The 20,400-nt window shown below is 69.4% G+C and carries 22 protein-coding genes, 1 pseudogene and 1 riboswitch; of the genes and pseudogenes, 13 read left to right on the plus strand and 10 right to left on the minus strand.

Features of this window, described 5'->3' with window-relative positions:
* Window positions 1-24: 24 nt before the first annotated feature.
* The 4 genes from V7053_RS05495 to V7053_RS05510 are packed head-to-tail and all read left to right on the plus strand — an operon-like array spanning window position 25 to window position 4,488.
* Window positions 25-1,257 carry a glycine C-acetyltransferase gene (locus tag V7053_RS05495; RefSeq protein ID WP_334171264.1) on the plus strand — a complete coding sequence of 411 codons (1,233 nt, stop codon included), beginning with the start codon at window positions 25-27 and terminating at the stop codon, window positions 1,255-1,257.
* Window positions 1,258-1,266: 9 nt separating this feature from the next.
* Window positions 1,267-2,391 carry an NAD(P)/FAD-dependent oxidoreductase gene (locus tag V7053_RS05500; protein WP_334171265.1) on the plus strand — a complete coding sequence of 375 codons (1,125 nt, stop codon included), beginning with the start codon at window positions 1,267-1,269 and terminating at the stop codon, window positions 2,389-2,391.
* An 11-nt stretch (window positions 2,392-2,402) separates the two neighbouring features.
* Window positions 2,403-3,647, plus strand: coding sequence for an imidazolonepropionase (gene hutI / locus V7053_RS05505; protein WP_334171266.1), 1,245 nt, complete (start codon window positions 2,403-2,405; stop codon window positions 3,645-3,647).
* A 55-nt stretch (window positions 3,648-3,702) separates the two neighbouring features.
* Window positions 3,703-4,488, plus strand: coding sequence for a CPBP family intramembrane glutamic endopeptidase (locus V7053_RS05510; protein WP_334171267.1), 786 nt, complete (start codon window positions 3,703-3,705; stop codon window positions 4,486-4,488).
* A gap of 72 nt (window positions 4,489-4,560) precedes the next feature.
* Here V7053_RS05510 and V7053_RS05515 read toward each other — a convergent pair whose 3' ends face one another.
* From V7053_RS05515 to V7053_RS05535, 5 genes are read right to left on the minus strand one after another with little or no spacing between them, the layout of a single operon-like run.
* A complete protein-coding gene (locus V7053_RS05515; RefSeq protein WP_334171268.1) occupies window positions 4,561-5,199 on the minus strand; it encodes a VOC family protein in 639 nt (212 codons plus the stop codon).
* Between the two features lie 47 nt (window positions 5,200-5,246).
* Window positions 5,247-6,269 carry a sensor histidine kinase gene (locus tag V7053_RS05520; protein WP_334171269.1) on the minus strand — a complete coding sequence of 341 codons (1,023 nt, stop codon included), beginning with the start codon at window positions 6,267-6,269 and terminating at the stop codon, window positions 5,247-5,249.
* Window positions 6,266-6,934 carry a response regulator transcription factor gene (locus V7053_RS05525; protein ID WP_334171270.1) on the minus strand — a complete coding sequence of 223 codons (669 nt, stop codon included), beginning with the start codon at window positions 6,932-6,934 and terminating at the stop codon, window positions 6,266-6,268. The genes V7053_RS05520 and V7053_RS05525 overlap by 4 nt, the downstream gene beginning before the upstream one ends.
* 54 nt (window positions 6,935-6,988) lie before the next feature.
* Window positions 6,989-7,642 carry a DedA family protein gene (locus tag V7053_RS05530; protein ID WP_334171271.1) on the minus strand — a complete coding sequence of 218 codons (654 nt, stop codon included), beginning with the start codon at window positions 7,640-7,642 and terminating at the stop codon, window positions 6,989-6,991.
* A gap of 18 nt (window positions 7,643-7,660) precedes the next feature.
* Complete coding sequence (locus V7053_RS05535; RefSeq protein ID WP_334171272.1) at window positions 7,661-8,398, minus strand: phosphatase PAP2 family protein; 738 nt, start codon at window positions 8,396-8,398, stop codon at window positions 7,661-7,663.
* Window positions 8,399-8,688: 290 nt separating this feature from the next.
* Here V7053_RS05535 and V7053_RS05540 point away from each other — a divergent pair, with 290 nt between their 5' ends.
* From V7053_RS05540 to V7053_RS05565, 6 genes are all read left to right on the plus strand, one after another.
* Window positions 8,689-8,913, plus strand: a complete 225-nt coding sequence (locus V7053_RS05540) for a type II toxin-antitoxin system Y4mF family antitoxin (RefSeq protein ID WP_334171273.1) — start codon at window positions 8,689-8,691, stop codon at window positions 8,911-8,913.
* A gap of 13 nt (window positions 8,914-8,926) precedes the next feature.
* Window positions 8,927-10,147: a type II toxin-antitoxin system HipA family toxin gene (locus tag V7053_RS05545; RefSeq protein ID WP_334171274.1), complete on the plus strand. Its 1,221-nt coding sequence runs from the start codon at window positions 8,927-8,929 to the stop codon at window positions 10,145-10,147.
* A 73-nt stretch (window positions 10,148-10,220) separates the two neighbouring features.
* Window positions 10,221-10,332: riboswitch (SAM riboswitch) on the plus strand.
* A gap of 13 nt (window positions 10,333-10,345) precedes the next feature.
* On the plus strand, window positions 10,346-11,713 hold the full coding sequence (locus V7053_RS05550) for a bifunctional o-acetylhomoserine/o-acetylserine sulfhydrylase (RefSeq protein WP_334171275.1): 1,368 nt from the start codon (window positions 10,346-10,348) through the stop codon (window positions 11,711-11,713).
* Window positions 11,710-12,864 (plus strand): homoserine O-acetyltransferase MetX, encoded by a 1,155-nt coding sequence (gene metX, locus V7053_RS05555; RefSeq protein WP_334171276.1) that lies wholly within the window; start codon window positions 11,710-11,712, stop codon window positions 12,862-12,864. Before V7053_RS05550 ends, metX begins: the two co-directional genes overlap by 4 nt.
* A gap of 112 nt (window positions 12,865-12,976) precedes the next feature.
* On the plus strand, window positions 12,977-13,273 hold the full coding sequence (locus V7053_RS05560; protein ID WP_334171277.1) for a hypothetical protein: 297 nt from the start codon (window positions 12,977-12,979) through the stop codon (window positions 13,271-13,273).
* Between the two features lies 1 nt (window position 13,274).
* On the plus strand, window positions 13,275-14,174 hold the full coding sequence (locus tag V7053_RS05565) for an FAD:protein FMN transferase (RefSeq protein ID WP_334171278.1): 900 nt from the start codon (window positions 13,275-13,277) through the stop codon (window positions 14,172-14,174).
* A gap of 27 nt (window positions 14,175-14,201) precedes the next feature.
* On the opposite strand, the gene V7053_RS05570 is transcribed toward V7053_RS05565, so the two are convergent.
* Window positions 14,202-14,786: a hypothetical protein gene (locus tag V7053_RS05570; RefSeq protein WP_334171279.1), complete on the minus strand. Its 585-nt coding sequence runs from the start codon at window positions 14,784-14,786 to the stop codon at window positions 14,202-14,204.
* Window positions 14,787-14,795: 9 nt separating this feature from the next.
* Window positions 14,796-15,680 carry an SGNH/GDSL hydrolase family protein gene (locus V7053_RS05575; protein WP_334171280.1) on the minus strand — a complete coding sequence of 295 codons (885 nt, stop codon included), beginning with the start codon at window positions 15,678-15,680 and terminating at the stop codon, window positions 14,796-14,798.
* Window positions 15,681-15,862: 182 nt separating this feature from the next.
* On the opposite strand from V7053_RS05575, the gene V7053_RS05580 reads away from it, so the two are divergent.
* A complete protein-coding gene (locus tag V7053_RS05580; RefSeq protein WP_334171281.1) occupies window positions 15,863-16,558 on the plus strand; it encodes an alpha/beta hydrolase in 696 nt (231 codons plus the stop codon).
* A gap of 3 nt (window positions 16,559-16,561) precedes the next feature.
* On the opposite strand, the gene V7053_RS05585 is transcribed toward V7053_RS05580, so the two are convergent.
* On the minus strand, window positions 16,562-16,777 hold the full coding sequence (locus V7053_RS05585) for an RNA-binding S4 domain-containing protein (RefSeq protein WP_334171282.1): 216 nt from the start codon (window positions 16,775-16,777) through the stop codon (window positions 16,562-16,564).
* 86 nt (window positions 16,778-16,863) lie between these two features.
* Between V7053_RS05585 and V7053_RS05590 the strand changes: the two genes are divergently transcribed.
* The gene (locus V7053_RS05590) at window positions 16,864-18,249 is read left to right on the plus strand and encodes a glycine--tRNA ligase (RefSeq protein WP_334171283.1); all 1,386 of its coding nucleotides are present in this window, start codon (window positions 16,864-16,866) and stop codon (window positions 18,247-18,249) included.
* A gap of 60 nt (window positions 18,250-18,309) precedes the next feature.
* Window positions 18,310-19,308 (plus strand): GNAT family N-acetyltransferase, encoded by a 999-nt coding sequence (locus tag V7053_RS05595; RefSeq protein ID WP_334171284.1) that lies wholly within the window; start codon window positions 18,310-18,312, stop codon window positions 19,306-19,308.
* Window positions 19,309-19,338: 30 nt separating this feature from the next.
* Here V7053_RS05595 and V7053_RS05600 read toward each other — a convergent pair whose 3' ends face one another.
* Window positions 19,339-19,986 (minus strand): NADPH-dependent F420 reductase, encoded by a 648-nt coding sequence (locus V7053_RS05600; protein WP_334171285.1) that lies wholly within the window; start codon window positions 19,984-19,986, stop codon window positions 19,339-19,341.
* 58 nt (window positions 19,987-20,044) lie between these two features.
* A pseudogene (locus V7053_RS05605) lies at window positions 20,045-20,400 on the minus strand (hypothetical protein); the annotation flags it as partial.

Below are 20,400 nucleotides of genomic sequence, written 5' to 3' on the forward strand. Positions count from 1 at the left end.
CAGACAGAGGGAAGAGAGCAGTACATGTTCGCAGGAGTCAAGGAACAGCTGGCCGCGGAGCTCGCCGAGATCCGCTCGGCGGGGACCTTCAAGGAGGAGCGGCACATCGACTCGCCGCAGTCGGCCCACATCCAGGCGGGCCCGCTCGGAGCGCCGGCGGGGGAGGTGCTCAACTTCTGCGCGAACAACTACCTCGGCCTGGCCGACAATCCGGAGCTCATTGAGGCAGCCAAGAAGGCCCTGGACGAGCGCGGCTTCGGCATGGCCTCTGTCCGGTTCATCTGCGGGACGCAGGATGCGCATCTCGCGCTCGAGCGCCGGGTCTCCGAATTCCTCGGCACCGAGGACACGATCCTCTTCTCGAGCTGCTTCGACGCCAACGGCGGCGTCTTCGAAGCGCTGCTGGGCGCCGACGACGTCGTCATCTCCGATGCGCTCAACCACGCCTCGATCATCGACGGCATCCGGCTCTGCAAGGCGACCCGGTTCCGCTACGCGAACCGGGACATGGGTGAGCTCGAGACCCGGCTCCGCGAGGCCACGACGCTGAACGACGGCGTCGGCGCCCGACGGATGCTGATCGTCACCGACGGCGTCTTCTCCATGGACGGCTACCTCGCGCCCCTGCGCGAGATCTGCGATCTGGCCGATCGCTATGGCGCAATGGTCATGGTCGACGACTCGCACGCCGTCGGCTTCATGGGCGAGACCGGCGCGGGGACCCCCGAGCACGCAGGCGTCTCGGACCGCGTCGACATCTATACCGGGACGTTCGGCAAGGCCCTTGGCGGCGCGTCCGGCGGTTACGTTTCGGGCAGGGCGGAGATCGTCGCGACCTTGCGCCAGAAGGCCCGGCCCTACCTGTTCTCGAACTCGGTCGCACCCATGATCGTCGCGGCCACTCTGCGTGCCCTCGACCTCCTGGCGGGCTCGGCCGAGCTGCGGTCGAGGCTCTTCGAGAACGCAGCCCTGTTCCGGCGCCGCATGGCCGAGGAAGGCTTCGATCTGCTTCCCGGCGAGCACGCGATCGTGCCCGTGATGTTCGGCGACGCCGTCCTCGCAGGCAGGATCGCAGGCGAGATGCTCGCCCACGGCGTCTACGTCACGGCGTTCTCGTACCCTGTCGTGCCGAAGGGCAAGGCTCGCATTCGGGTGCAGCTCTCCGCGGCGCACAGCGCGGACGACGTCGAAACGGCCGTGGCAGCCTTCGTCGCCGCGCGCTCGGCGGTGGCGGGGCGCCAGGAGCCAGCGCGATAGTCTGGCCGCATGACCTCCCCGGACAGCACCAATGACGTCGATGTCCTCATTGTTGGCGGCGGCATTGCAGGGCTCTCACTGGCCGCTCGGCTCGCCGGCCAGTGCAAGGTCGCACTCGTCGAGGCGGAGCAGAGCCTCGCCTACCACACGTCTGCGCGGTCGGCGCAGCAGCTCATTCCGAGCTTCGGTCCCGCCCCCGTCCAAGACCTCACCCGGCGCACCCTCGCGACGCTCCGCGACGCGGTCGACGACGGCGGGCGGAGGCTCGCGTGGCCCAGCCGGTTCATGCTCGTGGGCAGCCGCGGCGACGTCGCGTCCGAGGCGCACGCGGGCATGCGTCATCTGGAGCCCGAGGAAGCCCGCGGACTCGCGCCCGTCCTGAGGGAGGGCGCCTTCGAGGCCGCGGCCCTTGATTCGGATTCAGTCCGGACCGATGCCGCGGCGCTGCTGGCCCATCACGAGGCGCGCGCCCGTTCCGGCGGTGTCGCCATTCACCTCGGGAGTGCCGTTCACACGGCGCAGCGCGTGGGCGACGGCTGGCTCGTGGGCGCCGGATCCGAGGGCTTCCATGCGACGAGCGTCGTCAACGCCGCGGGCGCGTGGGCCGACGATCTGGCCATCCTGTTCGGCGTCGAGCGGCTCGGCCTCCAGCCCTATCGCCGCACGGCGGCCCTCGTCTCGCTCGCCGAGCCGCTCGACCCCGAGATGCCGATGGTCGCTGCAGCCGACGACACGTGGTACTTCCGCCCCGACGAGGCCGGCGCCCTCGTGTCGCCCTCCGAGACGGAGCCGAGCCGTGCCGAGGACGCCGTCCCCCGGCCAGGGGACATCGAGCGGACCATTCACCTCATCCGCCAGGTCGCGGACCTCCCGGTGACCGGGGTCATCCGAGCGTGGACCGGACTGCGCACCTCGGCCGGGGACGGAGTGCCCGTGCTCGGCTTCGATCCCGAGGCGCCCGGGTTCTTCTGGCTCGCCGGGCAGGGCGGCTACGGCTTCCAGACCTCCGCCGCGATGGCCGAGGACGCGACGGGCCAGCTGCTTGCGGGACCCGAGGCGCTCCGGACAGGGGCTCGTCCGGTATCCGAGACGGAGCGGGCCCTCGACCCGCACCGGCTGTCGGTGCGCCGCTAGAGGATGGCTGCATGAGCAGTGCGACCCTCCTGATCGACAACATCGGCGAACTCTCAACCCAAGACTGGGAGGGCAGGACTCCCGCGGCCGCTGCAGCAAGCGTGCTCAGGGATGCCGCCGTCGTGCTCGATGGCGAGCGGATCGCGTGGGTCGGTCCGTCGTCGTCCGCCCCGGCCACCGACGAAAGGTACGACGCCGGGGGGCGCGCCGCGCTGCCCGGCTGGGTTGACTCCCATAGCCACCTCGTCTTCGCGGGCGACCGCACAGCGGAGTTCGAGGCGCGGATGGCGGGGCAGGCGTACGCTGCCGGCGGCATCGGTGTCACCACCGCGGCAACGCGGGAGGCGTCCGACGACGAGCTCCGGCGTCTCCTCGCTGTGCGGCTCGCAGAGGCGAGTGCGGGAGGGACCACCTATCTCGAGACGAAGACCGGCTACGGGCTCGATGTCCGCAACGAACGTCGCAGCGCGATGCTCGCTGCCGAGGCGGCGGACGCGGTGACCTACCTCGGCGCACATCTGGTTCCCGCAGGCGCCGACCCGGAGGAGTACACGGACCTAGTCTGCGGCGAGATGCTCGATGCCGTGCGGCCCTACGTCCAGTGGGCTGACGTGTTCTGCGAGCGGGGTGCATTCACCGAGGAGCAGTCCCGTCGCGTTCTGATCGCCTGCCGGGAGGCCGGGCTCGGCCTTCGCGTGCACGGCAACCAGCTCGGGCCCGGTGCCGGCGCACGCCTCGCCGTCGAGGTCGGGGCAGCGAGCGTGGACCACGTGAACTTCCTCGACGAGGCCGACATCGAGGCGCTCGCAGGGACATGGGGCGACTGGGCTGGTCCCGACTCGGCTGAGGGCGCCGGAACGGTGGCGACCGTCCTGCCCGCATGCGATCTGTCGACCCGGGCACCGCTCGCGCCAGCCCGGCGGCTCCTGGACGCCGGCGTTCAGCTCGCGATCGCGTCGAACTGCAATCCCGGCACGAGCTACACGAGTTCGATCGCCTTCTGCGTCACGACGGCGGTTCTCCAGATGGGCCTGAGCGTCCAGGAGGCAGTGCGGGCGGCGACATTCGGAGGCGCACTCGCGCTGCGCCGCCACGTGGGCCGGGACGAGGACGGCCAGCGCGCCGTCGGCTCGATCGCTCTCGGCCACCGCGCCGACCTCCAGCTCCTCGACGCGCCCTCGGCGACGCACCTTGCGTACCGGCCGGGGATGCCGCTCGTCCATGCCGTGTGGCGCGCGGGGAAGCGCGTGCGCTAGAGCCTTTCGGGAAGCGTCGCGCTCATAGAACCTCGGCCTAGGGCAGGATGGATGCATGCCCGATGCACCCGCCGTCGTCCGTCCCGCCCACCGCACGCGCTGGCGGGCCCAGCTGCTCATAGTCCTGGGGCTCTCCCTCGGACAGTCGGCCGTGTACTCGGTCGTGCAGCTTCTCGACAAGGCGACCAAGGCGCCGCTCGCCCAGGGGAAGTCGACGCTCAACCAGTCGCTCAGCACCCGCGAGTACTTCGACCTCGTCTACCAGCTGCTCGACATCGTGTTCTCGCTCGTGCCCGTCGCGCTCGCGCTGTACTTCGTCTGGGAGGCCGCCGGGCGCGGGGGGTGGCGGGTGCCGTTCGCGCGCCTGGGCCTGGACCTGCGTCGTCCCGGCCGCGACGCCCTCTATGGCGTGGGCCTGTTCCTGGCGATCGGGATCCCGTCGCTCGGCCTGTACTGGGCCGGGAGGCTGCTCGGCATCACCACGTCGATCATCCCGAGCGGTCTCGACCAGTACTGGTGGACGGTTCCGGTCCTCATCCTTTCGGCGATTCGGCATGCGCTGCTCGAAGAGACGATCGTCGTCGGCTTCATGCTCGGGTGGCTCCGGAAGCTCGGCTGGGGCCCGAGGGCGGCGGCCGCGGCAAGCTCGATCCTGCGGGGGAGCTACCACCTCTACCAGGGCATCGGACCGTTCTTCGGCAATGCCGTGATGGGCCTCGTCTTCTGCTGGGTCTATCGGCGCTACGGTCGGGTGATGCCGCTCGTCGTTGCCCACGCGCTTCTGGATACCTTCGCCTTCGTGGGCTTCAGCCTGGTGGGCAAGGCCATCGGCTTGGGCTGAGACGTCGGCGAAAGCGCTCTGGCCACTCCCCGAACGCATCGACGAGTGGCCAGAGCAAACCAGAGACGCTGGTCAGATGGTGACGAGGCCGCTGCCCGTGTCGAACGTGACCGACATGATGCCGGGCGTGCCCTTCGGCGCCACCCATTCGACCTCGACGTCCTCGAGCGGCTTCTCGACCGGCTCGCCGAGCCACTCGGTGACGCGCTCGGCCGAGCCTGCGATCGTGAGCTTCGTGACCCCGACCGTGCCCGGGTAGGCGTTCGAGGGGTGCAGCTCCGGGTCGCCCTCCCACTTGAGCATGTACGGGACCTGCGGGTCGGCGATGAGCCCCAGGATGCCGATCTGCTTCCATACGAGTTCGCGGCCGTCGGGGAACTTGCGGTTGCCCGGAACAGCCTTGCGGCCGAGCCGGTCTTCGATGGGGGCGAGGTCCTCGACCTCGACACACCAGCCCATCCAGCCCCCGCCTGCAGCCGAACGGGCGCGCACGGCCTGACCGAACGGTGCCTTGTCCGATGCCGGGTGATCGAGGACTTCGACGACCTCGAGGTAGTGGTGCTGAGTGAGCGGGATGATCATATTGCGGGTGCCGAACCGAGGGTGGACCCCGCCCTTGACCGCCTCGACGCCGAGTGCGCTGGCAATCCTCTCCGTTGTGGCGGCCAGGCCGTCGGGCTCGCAGGCATAAGAAACATGGTCCATACGCATGCAGTCATCTTGGCACTTTGTGACTGGGCTCTCAGCTTAGGGTTGCCTTACTTGGAAAGTGCGAGCGGAAGTGCCACTTCCATCGTTGTTCCACCGGCCCCCGTTTCGGCGATCCGGACGGATCCGCCGTTCCGAACGGCGATCTCCCGAACGAGCGCGAGTCCGATTCCGTAGCTCCGCCGCGCGTCAAGCCGCGCCGTGGAACCGCCGCGCGAGAACCGCTCGAAGACCCGCTCGGGGCTCGGCCCCGAGATGCCCGGCCCGGTGTCCGCGACCGTCAGGAGCGCCGTCCCGCCACGGCCCGGAGCCGCCGCTGTCCGCACAGCGACCGTGACCCGCCCACCTTCGGGCGTGTACTTGAGCGCGTTGTCGGCGAGGGCGACGAGGACGCGTCGCACCGCCGGCGCCGCAACGGCCACCGGCACGGGCTCCGTGGTCGTCTCGGCCCCGAGTGAGATGCCGCGGTCGCTCGCCATGACCGCGAGGTCGGCGACGACGGTCCGGGCGAGCTCGGCGAGGTCAGTCGGGCTCTCGGTGAGGTCGGGCCCGGAGCCGGCGATGCCGTGGAGCAGGTCCTCGATGACCGCGGCGAGGGAGGCGGAATCGTTCCGCAGCTCGGCGAGGACGGGAGCGGCGTCGCTGCCGGGACCGAGGCGCTTCTGCGCGAGCTGGATCCGGGTGTCGAGGACCGCGAGCGGGGTCCGGAGCTCGTGGCTCGCGTCCTGGACGAACCGCCGCTGGAGGGCCAGTGCCTCGCCGAGCGGCCGGACCGCGCGCCGAGCGCTCAGGACTCCGACCACGCCTCCGAGCACGATGCCCGCGATGCCCCCGACCACGAGGATCCCCAGTACGTCGACGGTGTCCAGCACGACCTGCGGTTCCGAGCGCTGGAGGTGCGAGAGCACCTCGGCCGGCTGCGATTTGGCCCACAGGAAGACGGCGGCTCCCGCGAGCAGCAGGACGACGACGACGGCGACGGCTCCCGCGATCTGCACCCCCACCCGGAGCGCCGCGCGGCGAAGCGCGACCTCGTCCGAGTTTCGGGCCCGGCGCGCCCCCCGCCAGCTCATTCGAGCCCGCCGAGCTGGTAGCCGACGCCGTGGACGGTCCTGATCACTGACTTGTCCGTCTTCTTCCGCAGGTAATGGACGTAGGTGTCGACGACGCCGGGGGTGTCTCCGGCGTCGAACGCGACGGCGAGGAGCTCGGAACGGGAGTGCACGCGCTCCGGCTCCCGCGCGAGCACCGCAAGGAGTGTCGCCTCGGCGCCTGAGAGCTCGACCCGGTGCCCATACGGGGATGAGAGGACCCGCGTGGCAGGGTCCAGCTCCCAGGTGCCGATCCCGAGGCGCTCGGGTCCGTGTGAGGCGTAGGTGCGCGTCATGGCTCTGAGACGGGCGGCGAGCTCGTCCGCGTCGAAGGGCTTGACGAGGTAGTCGTCCGCTCCGGCGTCGAGGCCCTCGACCTTGTCGGGCACGGTGCCGAGGGCCGTGAGCATCAGCACGGGCGTGGCGAGGCCCTTGGACCGCAGCGACTTCACGAGATCGATGCCGTCCACGTGGGGCAGACCGCGGTCGACGACGAGCGCCTCCCATTCCTGGCCGGTCGCGAGGCGGAGCCCCTCCCGACCGTCAGGCGTGAGGGTGACTTCGAAGTCCGAGGCGAGGAGCTCGGCGATGAGGGGGCCGAGTTGGGGGTCGTCCTCCACGAGGAGCACGCGGGGTCGGGGGTCCATGAGAGACATTCTCGCAAGGATGCGCACCCCGTCCCCGGCGGCGGGCACCGGAGGTCAGTCGGCCGCTTCGGCGTAGTCGGGCGCGGGAGCGGTCTGCTCGGCCTCCCCGGCGTGCGGGGTCCGGGCTGATCGGCGGTGACGCAAGGCCTCGATCCCGATCGGGACGACCGAGACGACCACGATCACCACCGAGAGCACGTCGATGTTGTTCTTGATGAACTCGACGTGGCCGAGCCACACGCCGAGCAGCGTCACGGAGACTGACCACGCGACGGCGCCGAGCACGTTCCAGCCGATGAACCTCCGGTACGGGTACCGGGCGGCCCCCGCGACGAGAGGGGTGTAGGTGCGCACGATCGGTACGAAACGGGCCAGGACGAGAGCCCGGCCGCCGTAGCGGGCGAAGAACGACTCGGCGCTCTCGAGATGCCTGAGCTTGAGGATCCTCGCGTCCTCCGTGAACCACCGCCTGCCGACGGCCCGGCCCAGCATATAGCCTGCCTGGTCTCCTGCGATGGCGGCGACGGCGACCACGAGGATGAGGACGGGCAGCGAGAGGCCGAGCTGGGCGTGCAGGAGCCCCACCGTGAACAGCAGCGAGTCGCCCGGGAGGAACGGGAACAGGAGGCCGGATTCGATGAAGACGATGAGCGCGACCACGCCGAGCACCCAGGGCCCGGCATTGACGAGGAGCGAGGTGGGATCCATCAGGAGGGTCCTTCGGGGTCAGCGGTACTCGAGGCGCGTCACGAACGGGACGCGGGCAAGCACTCGCGGAGCGAAGCGGTTCCACAGGCCGCACCACAAGAGGATGCCTGCGATCGAGGCGGGGAAGGACGCGATGACGTCGATCGGGTAGTGCACCCCGACGTACACGCGGGACACGGCGACGAGGCCCGAGAAGACCATGCCCACCACGAGCACCCACTGCCCCCAGCGCTTGTGGCGGAACAGGAAGTAGAGCGCGATCGTGAGGGACACCGCGAAGCAGACGTGGCCGCTCGGGAAGCTGTTGGGGTCCATATCCGGGGAGATGGGATTCGCGAGGAGGCTCGCGTCCGGGCGCTGCCGGTGCACGGCGTACTTGAAGATGAGACTGAAGACCCAGCCGAATCCGGTGATCGAGGCGACGGCGAGTGCATCGATGGGCGTGCGTCTGACGAACCAGAGGACGGCGATGAGCACGACGAGTATCACGACGGCGCCCGACGGGCCGAGAATCTTCTCGACGGCGAGCGCGAGGGTGTTGAGCCAGCCGACATGCTCCGTGCTCATCGACTGGTCGATCGAGAGTTCGGCGCCCGTGATGGTCGACGTCTTCGCCACGAAGCCGCCGATGAGCACGATGACGCTGAGCACCACGGGGGTGAGGATCCAGTGGCGCACGCTCGGCAGCGTGGCCAGTTGGCTGCGCGGAGTGCGGTTCACAGAGGCGCTCTGCCCCGCGAAGTCGTAAGAGGTCATGGTCCTATCCTGCCTTGTTGCATCTAAGACGGCTCTAAGAACCACTGAGGAGTGATCGGGGAAACCCGGGCATTCCCGAGCGGCGGGGGACGAGTCGGCGTACGGCGACGCCGGTACGAACGTGCCGATTGGTGGCCCATTTCGTGGCGCGATTCACAGTCGAACTGCCCGAGACGATAAGATCGGAACGATCGTTCCGCCACTGACGAGCGCTCCGCCACTGACGAGCGCTCCGCCGGAGGCGGGCCGAGCTCCACACGAACGTCGCATCCCAGGGATCGAGGGACCGGATGAGCGAAGCGAGCGGTGAGATCGCGGCGCGCGTGCGCGACCGACGTCGGGCGCTGGCCCTGACCCAGCAGGATCTGGCCGATCTCGCCGGGGTCTCCGAACGCTTTGTGCGCTTCGTCGAACAGGCGAAGCCGAGCATCCGGCTCGATGCGCTGACCGCGGTGCTCGACGCCCTCGGCTTGGACCTCGCCGTCGTGGCGCGCCGCGGCGGCGGTCCCACGTGAGCGGGAGGCGGGCGTGAGCAGGCACCGCATCGCGGACGTCTACAAGGCCGGGGTGCTCGCGGCCCGGCTCGAGCGCGTGGAGCACGGGACCCGTTTCTCGTACCTGCCCGCCTATCTCGCCGCACACCGCGATCCGGTCGCGACCACGCTCCCCTTGAGTTCCCGGCCTGTCGAGACTCCGGCCGGTGCCGTGCCGGCGTTCTTCACCGGGCTCCTCCCCGAGGGCCGTCGCCTCGCGTCTCTCCGGCGTGCCGTCAAGACGAGCGCGGACGACGAGCTCGGCCTCCTCATGGCTGCGGGCGGCGACCCCGTCGGGGATGTCCAGATCGTGCCGCACGGAGAACCGCTCTCGAGCCACGCCCGGGACCTCGAGCACGCCGTCGAGTTCGACGCACGGCGCCCACCGGACTTCGCTGCGCTCGTCGACGACCCGACGCTCGTCGACCCGAAGGCGCTCGCGGGCATCCAGGACAAGGTGAGCGCGGGGATGATCTCGCTCCCCGCTGCGGAGGCCGGCCGTCGCTACATCCTCAAGCTCAACGCCCCGGAGTTCCCGCACGTCGTCGAGAACGAATACCTCATGTACCGTTTCGCCGCCCGCCTGCGGCTGCCGTTGAGCCCGGTCCGGCTCGTGCACGACGTCGAGGGGCGTGCGGGACTTCTCGTCGAGCGCTTCGATCGGCCGGTGCTGCCCGAGGGCGGCAACGCGCGGCTGGCCGTCGAGGACGGCTCGCAGCTGCTCGGCCTCTACCCGGCGGACAAGTACAGCGTCAGCTACGAAGAGCTGTGCCGTGCCGTTGCGTCCCAGTGCGCAGCGGAGCTGCCCGCGCTGCGGAACCTCGCGCTCCAAGGAGCGTTCGCGTGGCTCGTCGGGAATGGCGATCTCCACGCGAAGAACGTCTCCGTGGTGCGCGGGCTCATGGTTGCGGGGGAGTGGACCGTTGCGCCCGTCTACGACATTCCGTCGACGGTGCCCTATGGCGACCTGTCGCTCGCCCTGCCGCTGGGCGGCAAGCGGACCGGCATCTCGCGGCGTCACTTCCTCGGGTGGGCCGGCGCACTCGGGCTCCCGCCGCGCGCGGCGGTGGGGGGCGTGGACGCGGCGCTGCGGGCGGCTGGCCCCCTCGTCGCGGCCCTCGAGGCGGACGACGGCGGCCCCTCGCCTTTCGGGGCCACGCAGACCCGCTCCTGGGTCAAGGAGCTGCGTCACCGGCGTCGGCTTCTCGACGGGTAGGCGCCGCAGGGGGTGCTTCACACACGGTCACAGACTTGTCCGCCTGAAAGCGCGGCCTCCTAGACTCTCAAGAGGTCATGAGTGCCAGCGTCAAACCCCGGTTTGCTGGCCGGCAACCCTCCGCTGCGGTGGGGTGCCCCGGGTGAGGACCTGGTCCGGCGGGAGCCGCCGGTCAAGTGCAGCTCAAAGGAGATCGCTATGTCCAGCAACCCCCAATGGTCCTTCGAGACCCGCCAGATCCACGTGGGCCAGACCCCTGACGCCGAGACCGGTGCCCGGGCCCTGCCGATCTACCAGACGACGTCGTTCGTCTTCCCGAGCGCCGAGAGCGCGGCCAACCGCTTTGCCCTCGCCGAACTCGCGCCCATCTATACGCGTATCGGCAACCCCACCCAGGATGCCGTCGAGCAGCGCATCGCCAGCCTCGAAGGGGGGATCGGAGCCCTCCTGCTCGCCTCGGGGCAGGCGGCGACGACGTACTCGATCCTCACCGTGGCCGAGTCGGGCGACCACGTGGTCGCGAGCGCGAGCCTCTACGGGGGCACCTACAACTTGCTCAAGCTCACGCTGCGCAAGTTCGGCATCGAGACGACCTTCGTCGAGGATCCGGACAGCCTCGAGGAGTGGAGGGGCGCGGTCCGCCCGAACACGAAGGCGTTCTTCGCGGAGTCGATCTCCAACCCCCGCCAGAACGTCCTCGACCTCGAAGCGGTCGCTGCAGTGGCCCACGAGGCGGGCGTGCCGTTCATCGTCGACAACACGGTCGCGACCCCGTACCTCCTCCGCCCGCTCGAGCACGGCGCCGACGTCGTGGTGCACTCGGCGACGAAGTACCTCGGCGGCCACGGAACAGCGATCGCGGGCGTCATCGTGGACGGTGGCACCTTCGACTACGCGGCAGACCCCGAACGGTTCCCGGGGTTCAACACTCCCGACGAGAGCTACAACGGGCTCGTGTTCGCGCGCGACCTCGGCGTCAACGGGATCCTCGGCGCGAACCTCGCCTACATTCTCAAGGCACGCGTCCAGCTGCTCCGCGACCTTGGCTCGGCCGTGGCGCCGTTCAACGCCTTCCTCATTGCCCAAGGACTCGAGACGCTGAGCCTGAGGGTCGAGCGCCACGTCGAGAACGCCGGCAAGGTCGCCCAATGGCTCGAGGCGCGCGAAGACGTCGCTTCGGTTGCCTATGCCGGGCTCGAGTCGAGCCCTTGGTACGAGCTGGGCCAGAAGTATGCACCGAAGGGCGCGGGCGCGATCGTCTCGTTCGAACTTGAGAGCACCGGCGCCGCGCCCGCTGATGCCGGCAAGGCCTTCGTCGACGCGCTCACGCTCCATTCGCACGTGGCCAATATCGGGGACGTCCGCTCGCTCGTCATCCATCCAGCGTCGACGACCCACGCCCAGCTCTCGGAGGAGCAACAGCGCGCCGCCGGGGTGACCCCCGGGCTCGTGCGCCTCGCGGTGGGCATTGAGAACATCGCGGATATCCTCGCCGACCTCGAGGCGGGCTTCGCGGCCGCGGCGGCAGCCTCCGGCGCCCCCGTCGTCGCCGAGTCGCTCGCATGACGGTAGTGGATCGCTTCACCGCCGCTCCAGCCGAGGCGCCGGCTGCAGCTCCGCGCCCCGACTCCGACGGCGTGCTGCGCGCCGTCGGAGTCGGTGCGCTGCAGCTCGAGGCGGGCGGCGCCCTGCCCGAGGTCGAGCTCGCGTACGAGACCTGGGGCACGCTCAATGCCGAGGCTTCCAATGCCGTCCTCATCCAGCATGCGCTGACCGGCGACACCCACGTCGCGCGCGGCTTGGGGCCCGAACCGGGTTGGTGGGACGCGCTCGTCGGCCCCGGCAAGCCTGTGGACACCGACAAGTACTTCGTCGTCTCGGCCAACATGCTCGGCGGCTGCTACGGGAGCACCGGCCCTGCCTCCCTGGATCCCGACGGCACGCCGTGGGGTTCGCGCTTCCCCTTCGTGACGATGCGCGACTCGGTACGCGCTGAGGCACGCCTCGCCGATCGGCTCGGCATCCGGCGCTGGCATGCGGTGCTGGGCGGATCGATGGGCGGGGCCCGCGCGCTCGAGTGGGCCGCGACGTACCCGGACCGCGTGCGGCACTGCGTCGTCGTCGCCATCGGCGCGTACAGCACCGCCGAGCAGATCGCGCTCGCGCAGGCCCAGATCCTCGCGATCCGCCAGGACCCGAACTACCGCGACGGTGACTACTACGGGGGCCCGCCCCCGGAAGCGGGGCTCGGCCTCGCCCGTCGGATCGCCCACATCAGCTACCGATCGGAAGCGGAGCTGGGCTTCCGTTTCGGCCGGCGCGGCCAAGGGGCCGAGAACCCGTTCGACGCGCCCGGCGGAGCCGCCTCGCGCGGACGCTATCAGGTGGAGAGCTACCTCGACCATCAGGCCGAGAAACTCGTCGGTCGCTTCGACGCCAACAGCTACGTGATCCTGACCGAAGCCCTCATGAGCCACGACGTAGGGCGCGGCCGGGGAGGCGTCCGGCGGGCCCTCTCGTCCGCGAGGGCGGAGTTCTTCCTGGCGGCCGTCAACTCGGACCGGCTCTACTTCCCGGAGCAGAGCGAGGAGCTCGCGCAAGCGCTGCCGGGCGACGTTCCCGTGCACATGATCGACGCGAAGATCGGCCACGACGGCTTCCTCACGGAGATCGGGCAGCTCGGTCCCGCGCTGAGGCGGCGCGTCTTCACGCTCTGAACCGGCCGACCCGTCCACAGGGATTCCACAGGATTCGCTCCTGGAAGACACAAGAGGACGGCCCACTCTGGAAGTACGGCGCTCGTCGGAGTAGACCGGAGTGAGGAGGGTGATGATGGGGCAGAACACCCGTGAGTCAGGACGTCGTCGTGCCCGCGTTGCCGCGGTCGCCGTCGGGGCCTCGAGCGTGCTGGGCGCCGGGGCGATCGCGGCCGCGGTGTACGCGCCCGCTGCCGTCCAGAACGTGTCCAATACCTCGGGAAGCACTTCGGGGAACTTCGGGACGGACGGCAGCTCATCCGGCTCGAATGGCGGAAGCCAGCAGTACCGGCAGCAGTACCCGCGGTTCCAGCAGGGTCTGCAGCCGTCACAGGGCGGGGGCGCGTTCGGCCATTCGTCGGGGTCCTGAGGTGCCGGCTTCCGCTGACTTCGAGGCCTTCACGTGCGCTTGCCGTCTGGTGGTCGCTGACGAGGACGTGCTTGAGCCGGCCCTCCTGTACCTCCAATCATTCCTCGCCCGAATCGACGAAGCCTGCAGCCGATTCCGGCCCGACTCGGAGCTGAGCCGTCTCCAGCGCGAGGGCGGAGGCCACGCGAGTCCGCTCCTCGTCTCGCTCGTCCAGGCCGCCCTCGTCGTGGCCGAACGCAGCGAGGGAGATGTCACGCCGACTCTGGGAAGCCAACTCGCGGTCCTGGGGTACGGCCCCTCTCCCGACGGATCGACAAGGACCGCCCCAGGAGAGCCGCTCATCACCGAACGGGTCCTGCCGGGCGAGAGCTGGCGCCAGGTGCGGATCGACGACGGCGCGCTCACCCTTCCGCCGGGTGTCACCCTCGACTTGGGCGCGACGGCCAAGGCCTGGGCCGCGGACCGTGCTGCGCGCGACATCCGCGAACGCTTTGCAACGTCTGTCCTGGTCTCCCTCGGGGGCGACCTCGCGACGGCGGGACCGGACGCGTGGGAGGTCTTCGTCCAAGACCTCCCGGACGATCCGTCCACGCAGGTCCGCCTCAGCGGGGGCTGGGCCATGGCGACCTCGAGCACTCAGAAGAGACGGTGGAGCTCGGGGTCCCTCGAGCTCCACCACATCCTCGACCCGCGCACGTCACTTCCTGCGGAGCCGGTATGGCGCAGCGCGACCGTCGCAGCGCCCGACTGCGTCAGCGCGAACATGGCGAGCACGGCCGCGGTCGTCAGGGGCGAGCGTGCGCTGCCTTGGCTCCGCCGGCTCGGCTATCCCTCGTGGCTCGTGCGAGACGGCGGCGAAGTCCTCGCGATCAACGGCTGGCCGGCCAGAGACAGGGTATGAGACGAGCCGGGCCGGCTGCGGTCGGCGTCAGCCGCGCATGACCTCGTTCCGGGCCTTCATATACTCCTCGAGGGAGATCTTCTGCTCGGTGAACTTCTGGTCGAGCTCGGCCAATTTCCGGGCTCGATAGCCCTGGGGCTCTGAGCTCTCCGGCATTGTCGGGGGTTCGGGCACTGTCTGGCCGGGCACAGGCTGGCCGGGCACTGGCTGGCCGAAGGTCGCCTGATTCGGCATGCGTGGTGGCACGGAGCCGGCCTGGCTCGGCATGGGGGACGGGTCCGGGATCGTCTGCCTTGGGAAGCTTCCGGGCGGGATGGGCTGCTGCCACCAGGCGCCCTCGCCGGGCGGTATCGGCGGGCGACCGGTGGCGGAAGCGGTTCCTACCGGCTGGCCACCAGGCTGCTGGCTGCCGGATGGCTCATCTGGGGCCTGCTGCGGCGGCGGTGGGGGGCCGGGGAAGCCACGGGGATACGGGTTGCCCGGATATCCGCCGTAGCGGTTGTAGCCTCGGTCGCGCGGTGGAAGCTGCCGCCGCCGCGGATCTTGGCTCATCCGCCTGATGATGATCGGAATCACCCAGCCGAAGACGACGACCAGCCAAAAGAAGCTCACGGCCGCCTCCTACTTTCCAACGTCGTCGGGGTTGGCGATCGCGCCCGCTATCGCGGCGTCGCCCGAGCCCAAGGGTACGCCCATCCCGAAGACGGGTGCCGCCGTCGGCCGCTTTGCCGAAATGCCGTCGCCGCTCGACTTGTGGCGGATCCGCCTGATCACCCAAGGGACGAAGTACTCGCGGGCCCACACGAGATCCTCCCCGCGGGCCATCCGCCACGACCGGCCCGGCAGCGGGGCCGGATCCATCGGGGAGAGTGCGTGCGGGACGTTGAGGGCCTCGAGCGCCATAATGGCGATCGTGTGATGCCCGAGCGGGCTGAAGTGGAGCCGGTCGCTTGCCCACATCCGTGGGTCCGAAAGCAGCCGCAGGCTCCACATATCGGCGATGATGGCGTCGTGGCGGGCGGCTACGGTCCGCAGATTCTCGTTGTAGATCGCCACCTTGCCCCTGATCGCGCTGAGTACGGGGGTCGAGCCGATGTCCGGCCCGTTGAACAGGAGGACCGTGGCACCGCTGTCGGCGAGGCGGCCGACGGCGCCGTCAAGCTTCACGGCGAGGGCGTCCGGATCGCTGCCAGGGCGGAGGAGGTCGTTGCCGCCCGCGGAGATCGTTACAAGGTCGGGGACGAGTGCGAGGGCTGGCTCGAGCTGTTCGTCGAGGATCTGCTGCAGGAGACGGCCGCGGATGGCGAGATTGGCGTAGGCGAAGTCCTCGCGCCCGCGGGCGAGTTCCTCGGCGAGGCGGTCGGCCCAGCCGCGGTGTCCTCCCGGCGAATCCGGGTTGGGGTCGCCGATGCCTTCGGTGAAGGAGTCGCCCATGGCGACATATCGATGCCAGGGGTGCCGCTCGCCGTCGACGAGTTCCACTTCGCGTTGGCTGGTCAGAGTCATCTCGCTTCTCGCTTTGCTCCTGATCCCCTCGTGGGGGTTGAGGCGTCGTGGTGGGGCTAGAGACCTGGGGTTCCTAGGCCTTGAGACGTTAACGCCGATGATGCCCCGTCTGTGCCCTGATGCACTAGCTGATCCATTCAGGCGAATACTTGACCCTTCAACTATGTGCAAGAATGGTGGGCATGACAGAGGTCTCGACCGTTTCCCGCTACCTTGCAGGCTACCCGGCGCCCCAGGCCATCTGGAACCGCCCTGAAGACGAGCGCGCAGGGACGCCGCTCCTCGTGCTCCTGCACGGGTACGGTGCGAACGAGGCCGACCTCATGGGCCTGACTCCGCTGCTTCCCGAAGAATTCACGATCGTCTCGCTGCGCGCGCCGCAAGTCCTGGCCCCAGGCGCCTACCAGTGGTTCCCGCTCGTAGCGGCCGACGACTTCGACCTCGCCCACGTCGAGGCGGCGAGCGAATACACCCTCGGATGGCTCGACGAATTCCGTGCCGACCATCCCTCCGTCACGCTTCTCGGCTTCTCGATGGGCATGGCGATGGCGACGACTCTCCTGAGGCGGCGCCCGCACGAATTCGCCGCCGTCGTCGGGCTCTCCGGATTCGCGATCGATCCGGCCAGCCAGGGCGGGGAGGCCTCCTGGGACTATGTGCGCGACGACGAGCTCGACGGCACGCTCCCGTTCTTCTGGGGGCGCGATCAAGCAGACCCCGTCATCACGCCGGACAAGGTGGCCTACACGCTCTCGTGGGTTCGGGGCCATGTCGACCTCACGAAGGTCGCCTACGAGGGGATCCGACACAGCATCAGCGTCCCCGAGATGGGTCACGTCGCCGAGTTCCTGCGGCTCAAGGTGCTCGCCGGAGTCTGACGGTCACTCCTGGGCGACGAGCCTGACCCTCTCGCCGTTGACCTCGACCACATCGCCGGCCGCGAGCTGGCGGCCGCGGCGCTCCTCGATGTCCCCGTTGACCTTGACGAGGCCGTTGCGGATGAGCTCCGCCGCCTCGACGCCGTCCTCCACGAGCGAGGCAAGCTTGAGGAGCTGTCCCAGACGGATGGTGCCTTCGCGGATCTCGACGTCGTGCATGGCACTCACTTTAACCGCCGGTAGGCTTGACTGAAGGACATCGCCGGACCGCACCCAGCGGCCCTGATCACTACGGAGGACATCTCTTGGCACCCAAATCCCAACTGGACGCTATCGTCTCCCTGGCCAAGCGCCGCGGATTCGTCTTCCAGGCGGGTGAGATCTACGGAGGCTCCCGCTCCGCATGGGACTACGGCCCGCTCGGCGTCGAGCTGAAGGAGAACATCAAGGAGCAGTGGTGGCAGACCTTCGTCCGCGGCCGCGAAGACATGGTGGGCCTCGACTCGTCCGTCATCCTCCCGAAGCAGGTCTGGGAGGCTTCCGGTCACGTCGCGACGTTCACCGACCCTCTCGTCGAATGTCTCAACTGCCACAAGCGCCACCGTCAGGATCACCTCATCGAGGCGTACGTCGCCAAGAAGGGCCGTGAACCCGAGAACGGCATGGAATCGATCACCTGCCCGGACTGCGGCATCACCGGGAAGTGGACTGAGCCGCAGATGTTCTCCGGCCTCATGAAGACGTTCCTCGGCCCGGTCGACAACGCCGAGGGCCTCCATTACATGCGGCCCGAGACGGCGCAGGGCATCTTCGTGAACTTCAACAACGTCGTCACCGCGTCCCGCAAGAAGCCGCCGTTCGGCATCGGGCAGATCGGCAAGGCGTTCCGCAACGAGATCACCCCGGGCAACTTCATCTTCCGCACGCGTGAGTTCGAGCAGATGGAGATCGAGTACTTCACCGAGCCGGCAGAGGCGGACGAGTGGTTCAAGCACTGGGTCGACGCGTGCTGGAACTGGTTTGTGGACCTCGGAATCAACCCGGACAACATGCGCAAGTTCGACGTTCCCGAGGAGGAACGAGCGCACTACTCCGCGGGCACGATCGACGTGGAATACCGCTTCGGCTTCCAGGGCAACGAGTGGGGCGAGCTCATGGGCATCGCCAACCGGACGGACTTCGACCTCGGGAGCCATTCGAAGGCTTCGGGCCACGAACTGAGCTACTTCGACCAGACCACGAACGAGCGCTACATCCCCTACGTGATCGAGCCCTCCTTCGGCCTCACCCGTTCGATGATGGCGTTCCTCGTCGACGCCTATTCGGAGGACGAGGCTCCGAACACCAAGGGCGGCGTCGACAAGCGCACTGTCCTGCGCCTCGATCCCCGCCTGGCTCCTGTGAAGGCAGCGGTGCTGCCGCTGAGCCGAAACGAGGACCTTTCGCCCAAGGCCCGCGACCTCGCGGCCGAGCTCCGGAAGCACTGGAACATCGACTTCGACGACGCCGGTGCGATCGGGCGCCGCTACCGCCGTCAGGATGAGGTCGGCACCCCGTTCTGCATCACGGTCGACTTCGACACGCTCGAGGACCAGGCCGTGACCATTCGCGAACGGGACACGATGTCACAGGATCGCGTCTCGCTCGACAAGGTTCAGGGCTATCTCTTCGAGCGTCTCGCGAAGAACTGAGGCGCAGAGAAGCCCTAGAACGGCGCAGAGAACCCCTAGAACAAGGAGCAGGCGGACCGCGTGGCTGAGCTGACCTACCGTCCGTGGCATGCGGGCGACGACCAGAACCTCCTGCAGATCTGGGGCGACGCCGAAGGGCCCGCCGTGGAGCAGTTCCGCGGCGAGCTTGCGCCCGACGCAGACCACGACGACACCACGGGGGTGGTCTGGCGTCGGTGTGTCGTGGCAGAGGATCAGGGGATCCCTGTGGCCGCCGGGGTCGTCTACGAGAGCATGCTGCATCCGGAACGGATGTGGGCTTATGTCGAGGTCGCGCGTGACCACCGCCGCCGCGGCGTGGGCACGGAGCTCCTCCGACGCCTCCGCGAGGCGGCCCTGCTCGCCCCGGGCGGCGTGAGGGCGCTGCGCACCAAGGCCGGCTCGGGCAGCACGGGTGAGGCCTTTGCGGGGGCTCGGGGCTTCGCGCCCCTTCAGCGCTCGCGGCACGTCGTCGTTCGTCCCGGCACCCTGAAGCTCCCCGTGTTCGGCGACGGCTCCGAGGAGCAGGGCTCCCAGCTCGTGCAGGATCTGGCGACCGGCTCCGTCGAGCTGAGCGACGTCGTCGGCCGCTACTACGCGACCGTGCATGCGTGGGATCCGCCGGCGCCGCTGAGTATCGGGAGGGCGCAGCAGCTGTTCCTCTCGGATGCCTCGGGTGCGCACGGGGCGGTGGTCCTCCGGGCCCCCGCCCAGAGCGCCTTCGGGGCGGGTGTGCCCGCGAAGAAGAAGGGCAGGCTGCGGGCTTTCGCCGTCAGCTACGCCTCACCGATCGCGGCGGCGTCCCAGGCGGGAGACGACGGCGAAGAGCCCACCGAGGTGTTCCTCGGCTACAACCCGGAGCTCGATTCCGCCGATGCGCGCGATGCGGTGCGGGGCCTGCTCGCCCTCATCGCCTACCAGCATCCCGTGGTCCTCGAGGTGGACGATTCGATGGACGCCGTCCGCGCCGCCGTCGACCCCCTGCTCGAGGCCGGGTTGGCGACCCAGCTCGGGCCGGACACGCTCGTTCTCGGGGACTGACGTCTAGGGCGGGACCACGCGAGTGGCAGGCTACATGTCGCGGTAGCGCTTCGCGGCGGCCAGCGCCGCCGTGAGGCCGGCCTTGTCGAGCCGGACGCCATAACCGGGGGTGTCCCGCTGGATGCGCCAGCCCTCGGCGAGGGGACCGGCGTCAACCACGTCGAAGCCGAACTGATCGATGAGCCGGGCCGCTTGAGCCTTGGCCTCCTCGTCGTCCCCGGCGACCACGAGGGCGCGCCGGTTCGCCGACCCCGCTGGCAGCGGGTCTGCCGTGAGGTCGCGCGAATGGATGTGGTTGAACGCCTTGACGACGTGCGAGGTGGGCAGATGCGCCTGGAGCAGTTCCGCCGTCGTGGACTCCTCCGAGTCGAGCTCCGGGATCGAGCCGTCGCGCTGGGGGTAGTAATTGTTGGTGTCGATGACCGTCTTGCCGGCGAGCTCCTCAACCGGCACCTTGTCGATGTTCTTCAGCGGGATGGTGACGACGGCGATGTCCGCGGCGCGCGCAGCGTCGCGGGCCGTTGCGGCACGGGCGGTGGGACCGAGCTCGGCCACGAGACCGGACAGGGTCTCGGGGTCGCGCGAGTTGCTCACGACCACGTCGTAGCCCGAACGCACGGCGAGCCGTGCGAGCTGGGAGCCGATGTGTCCGCTGCCGATGAAGCCAATCGTTGTCATGTCGGGTGCAACCGCGAAGGGCGCGGAGTATTCCCTCCTCGGCGAACAGTTCTTGCCATCACATCTTGTCCCGGTCGGGCCGCAGCCCGTTCATCACGTCCCGCGCGTCCCAGATGTCCCGCTCCGCCTCCGTCGGCGCGCCGCCGCCCAGCTTCGCCGGGAGCCACCAGGCTCCCGCCGGCTGGCCGAGTGGAAAATCCGATGCTGCGACGTCCACCGCGGTCTGCATGGCGAGTTGGAGCATCGCGGCCGCATCATCAGCCTCATCGTCGGGCTCGCAGTCCGCGAGGTCCAAGGGCGGACCGAAGTGCACGCGGATGGGCGCCCGCACGAGATCGCGAAGAGACCCCTGCCCGCGCGACCCCATCGTCCCGTGGCCCCGCGTCGTCACGCGATGTCCGCCCCACACGGCGA

Origin of the sequence: Sinomonas sp. (assembly GCF_036848755.1) — a bacterium.
Taxonomy (GTDB): domain Bacteria; phylum Actinomycetota; class Actinomycetes; order Actinomycetales; family Micrococcaceae; genus Sinomonas.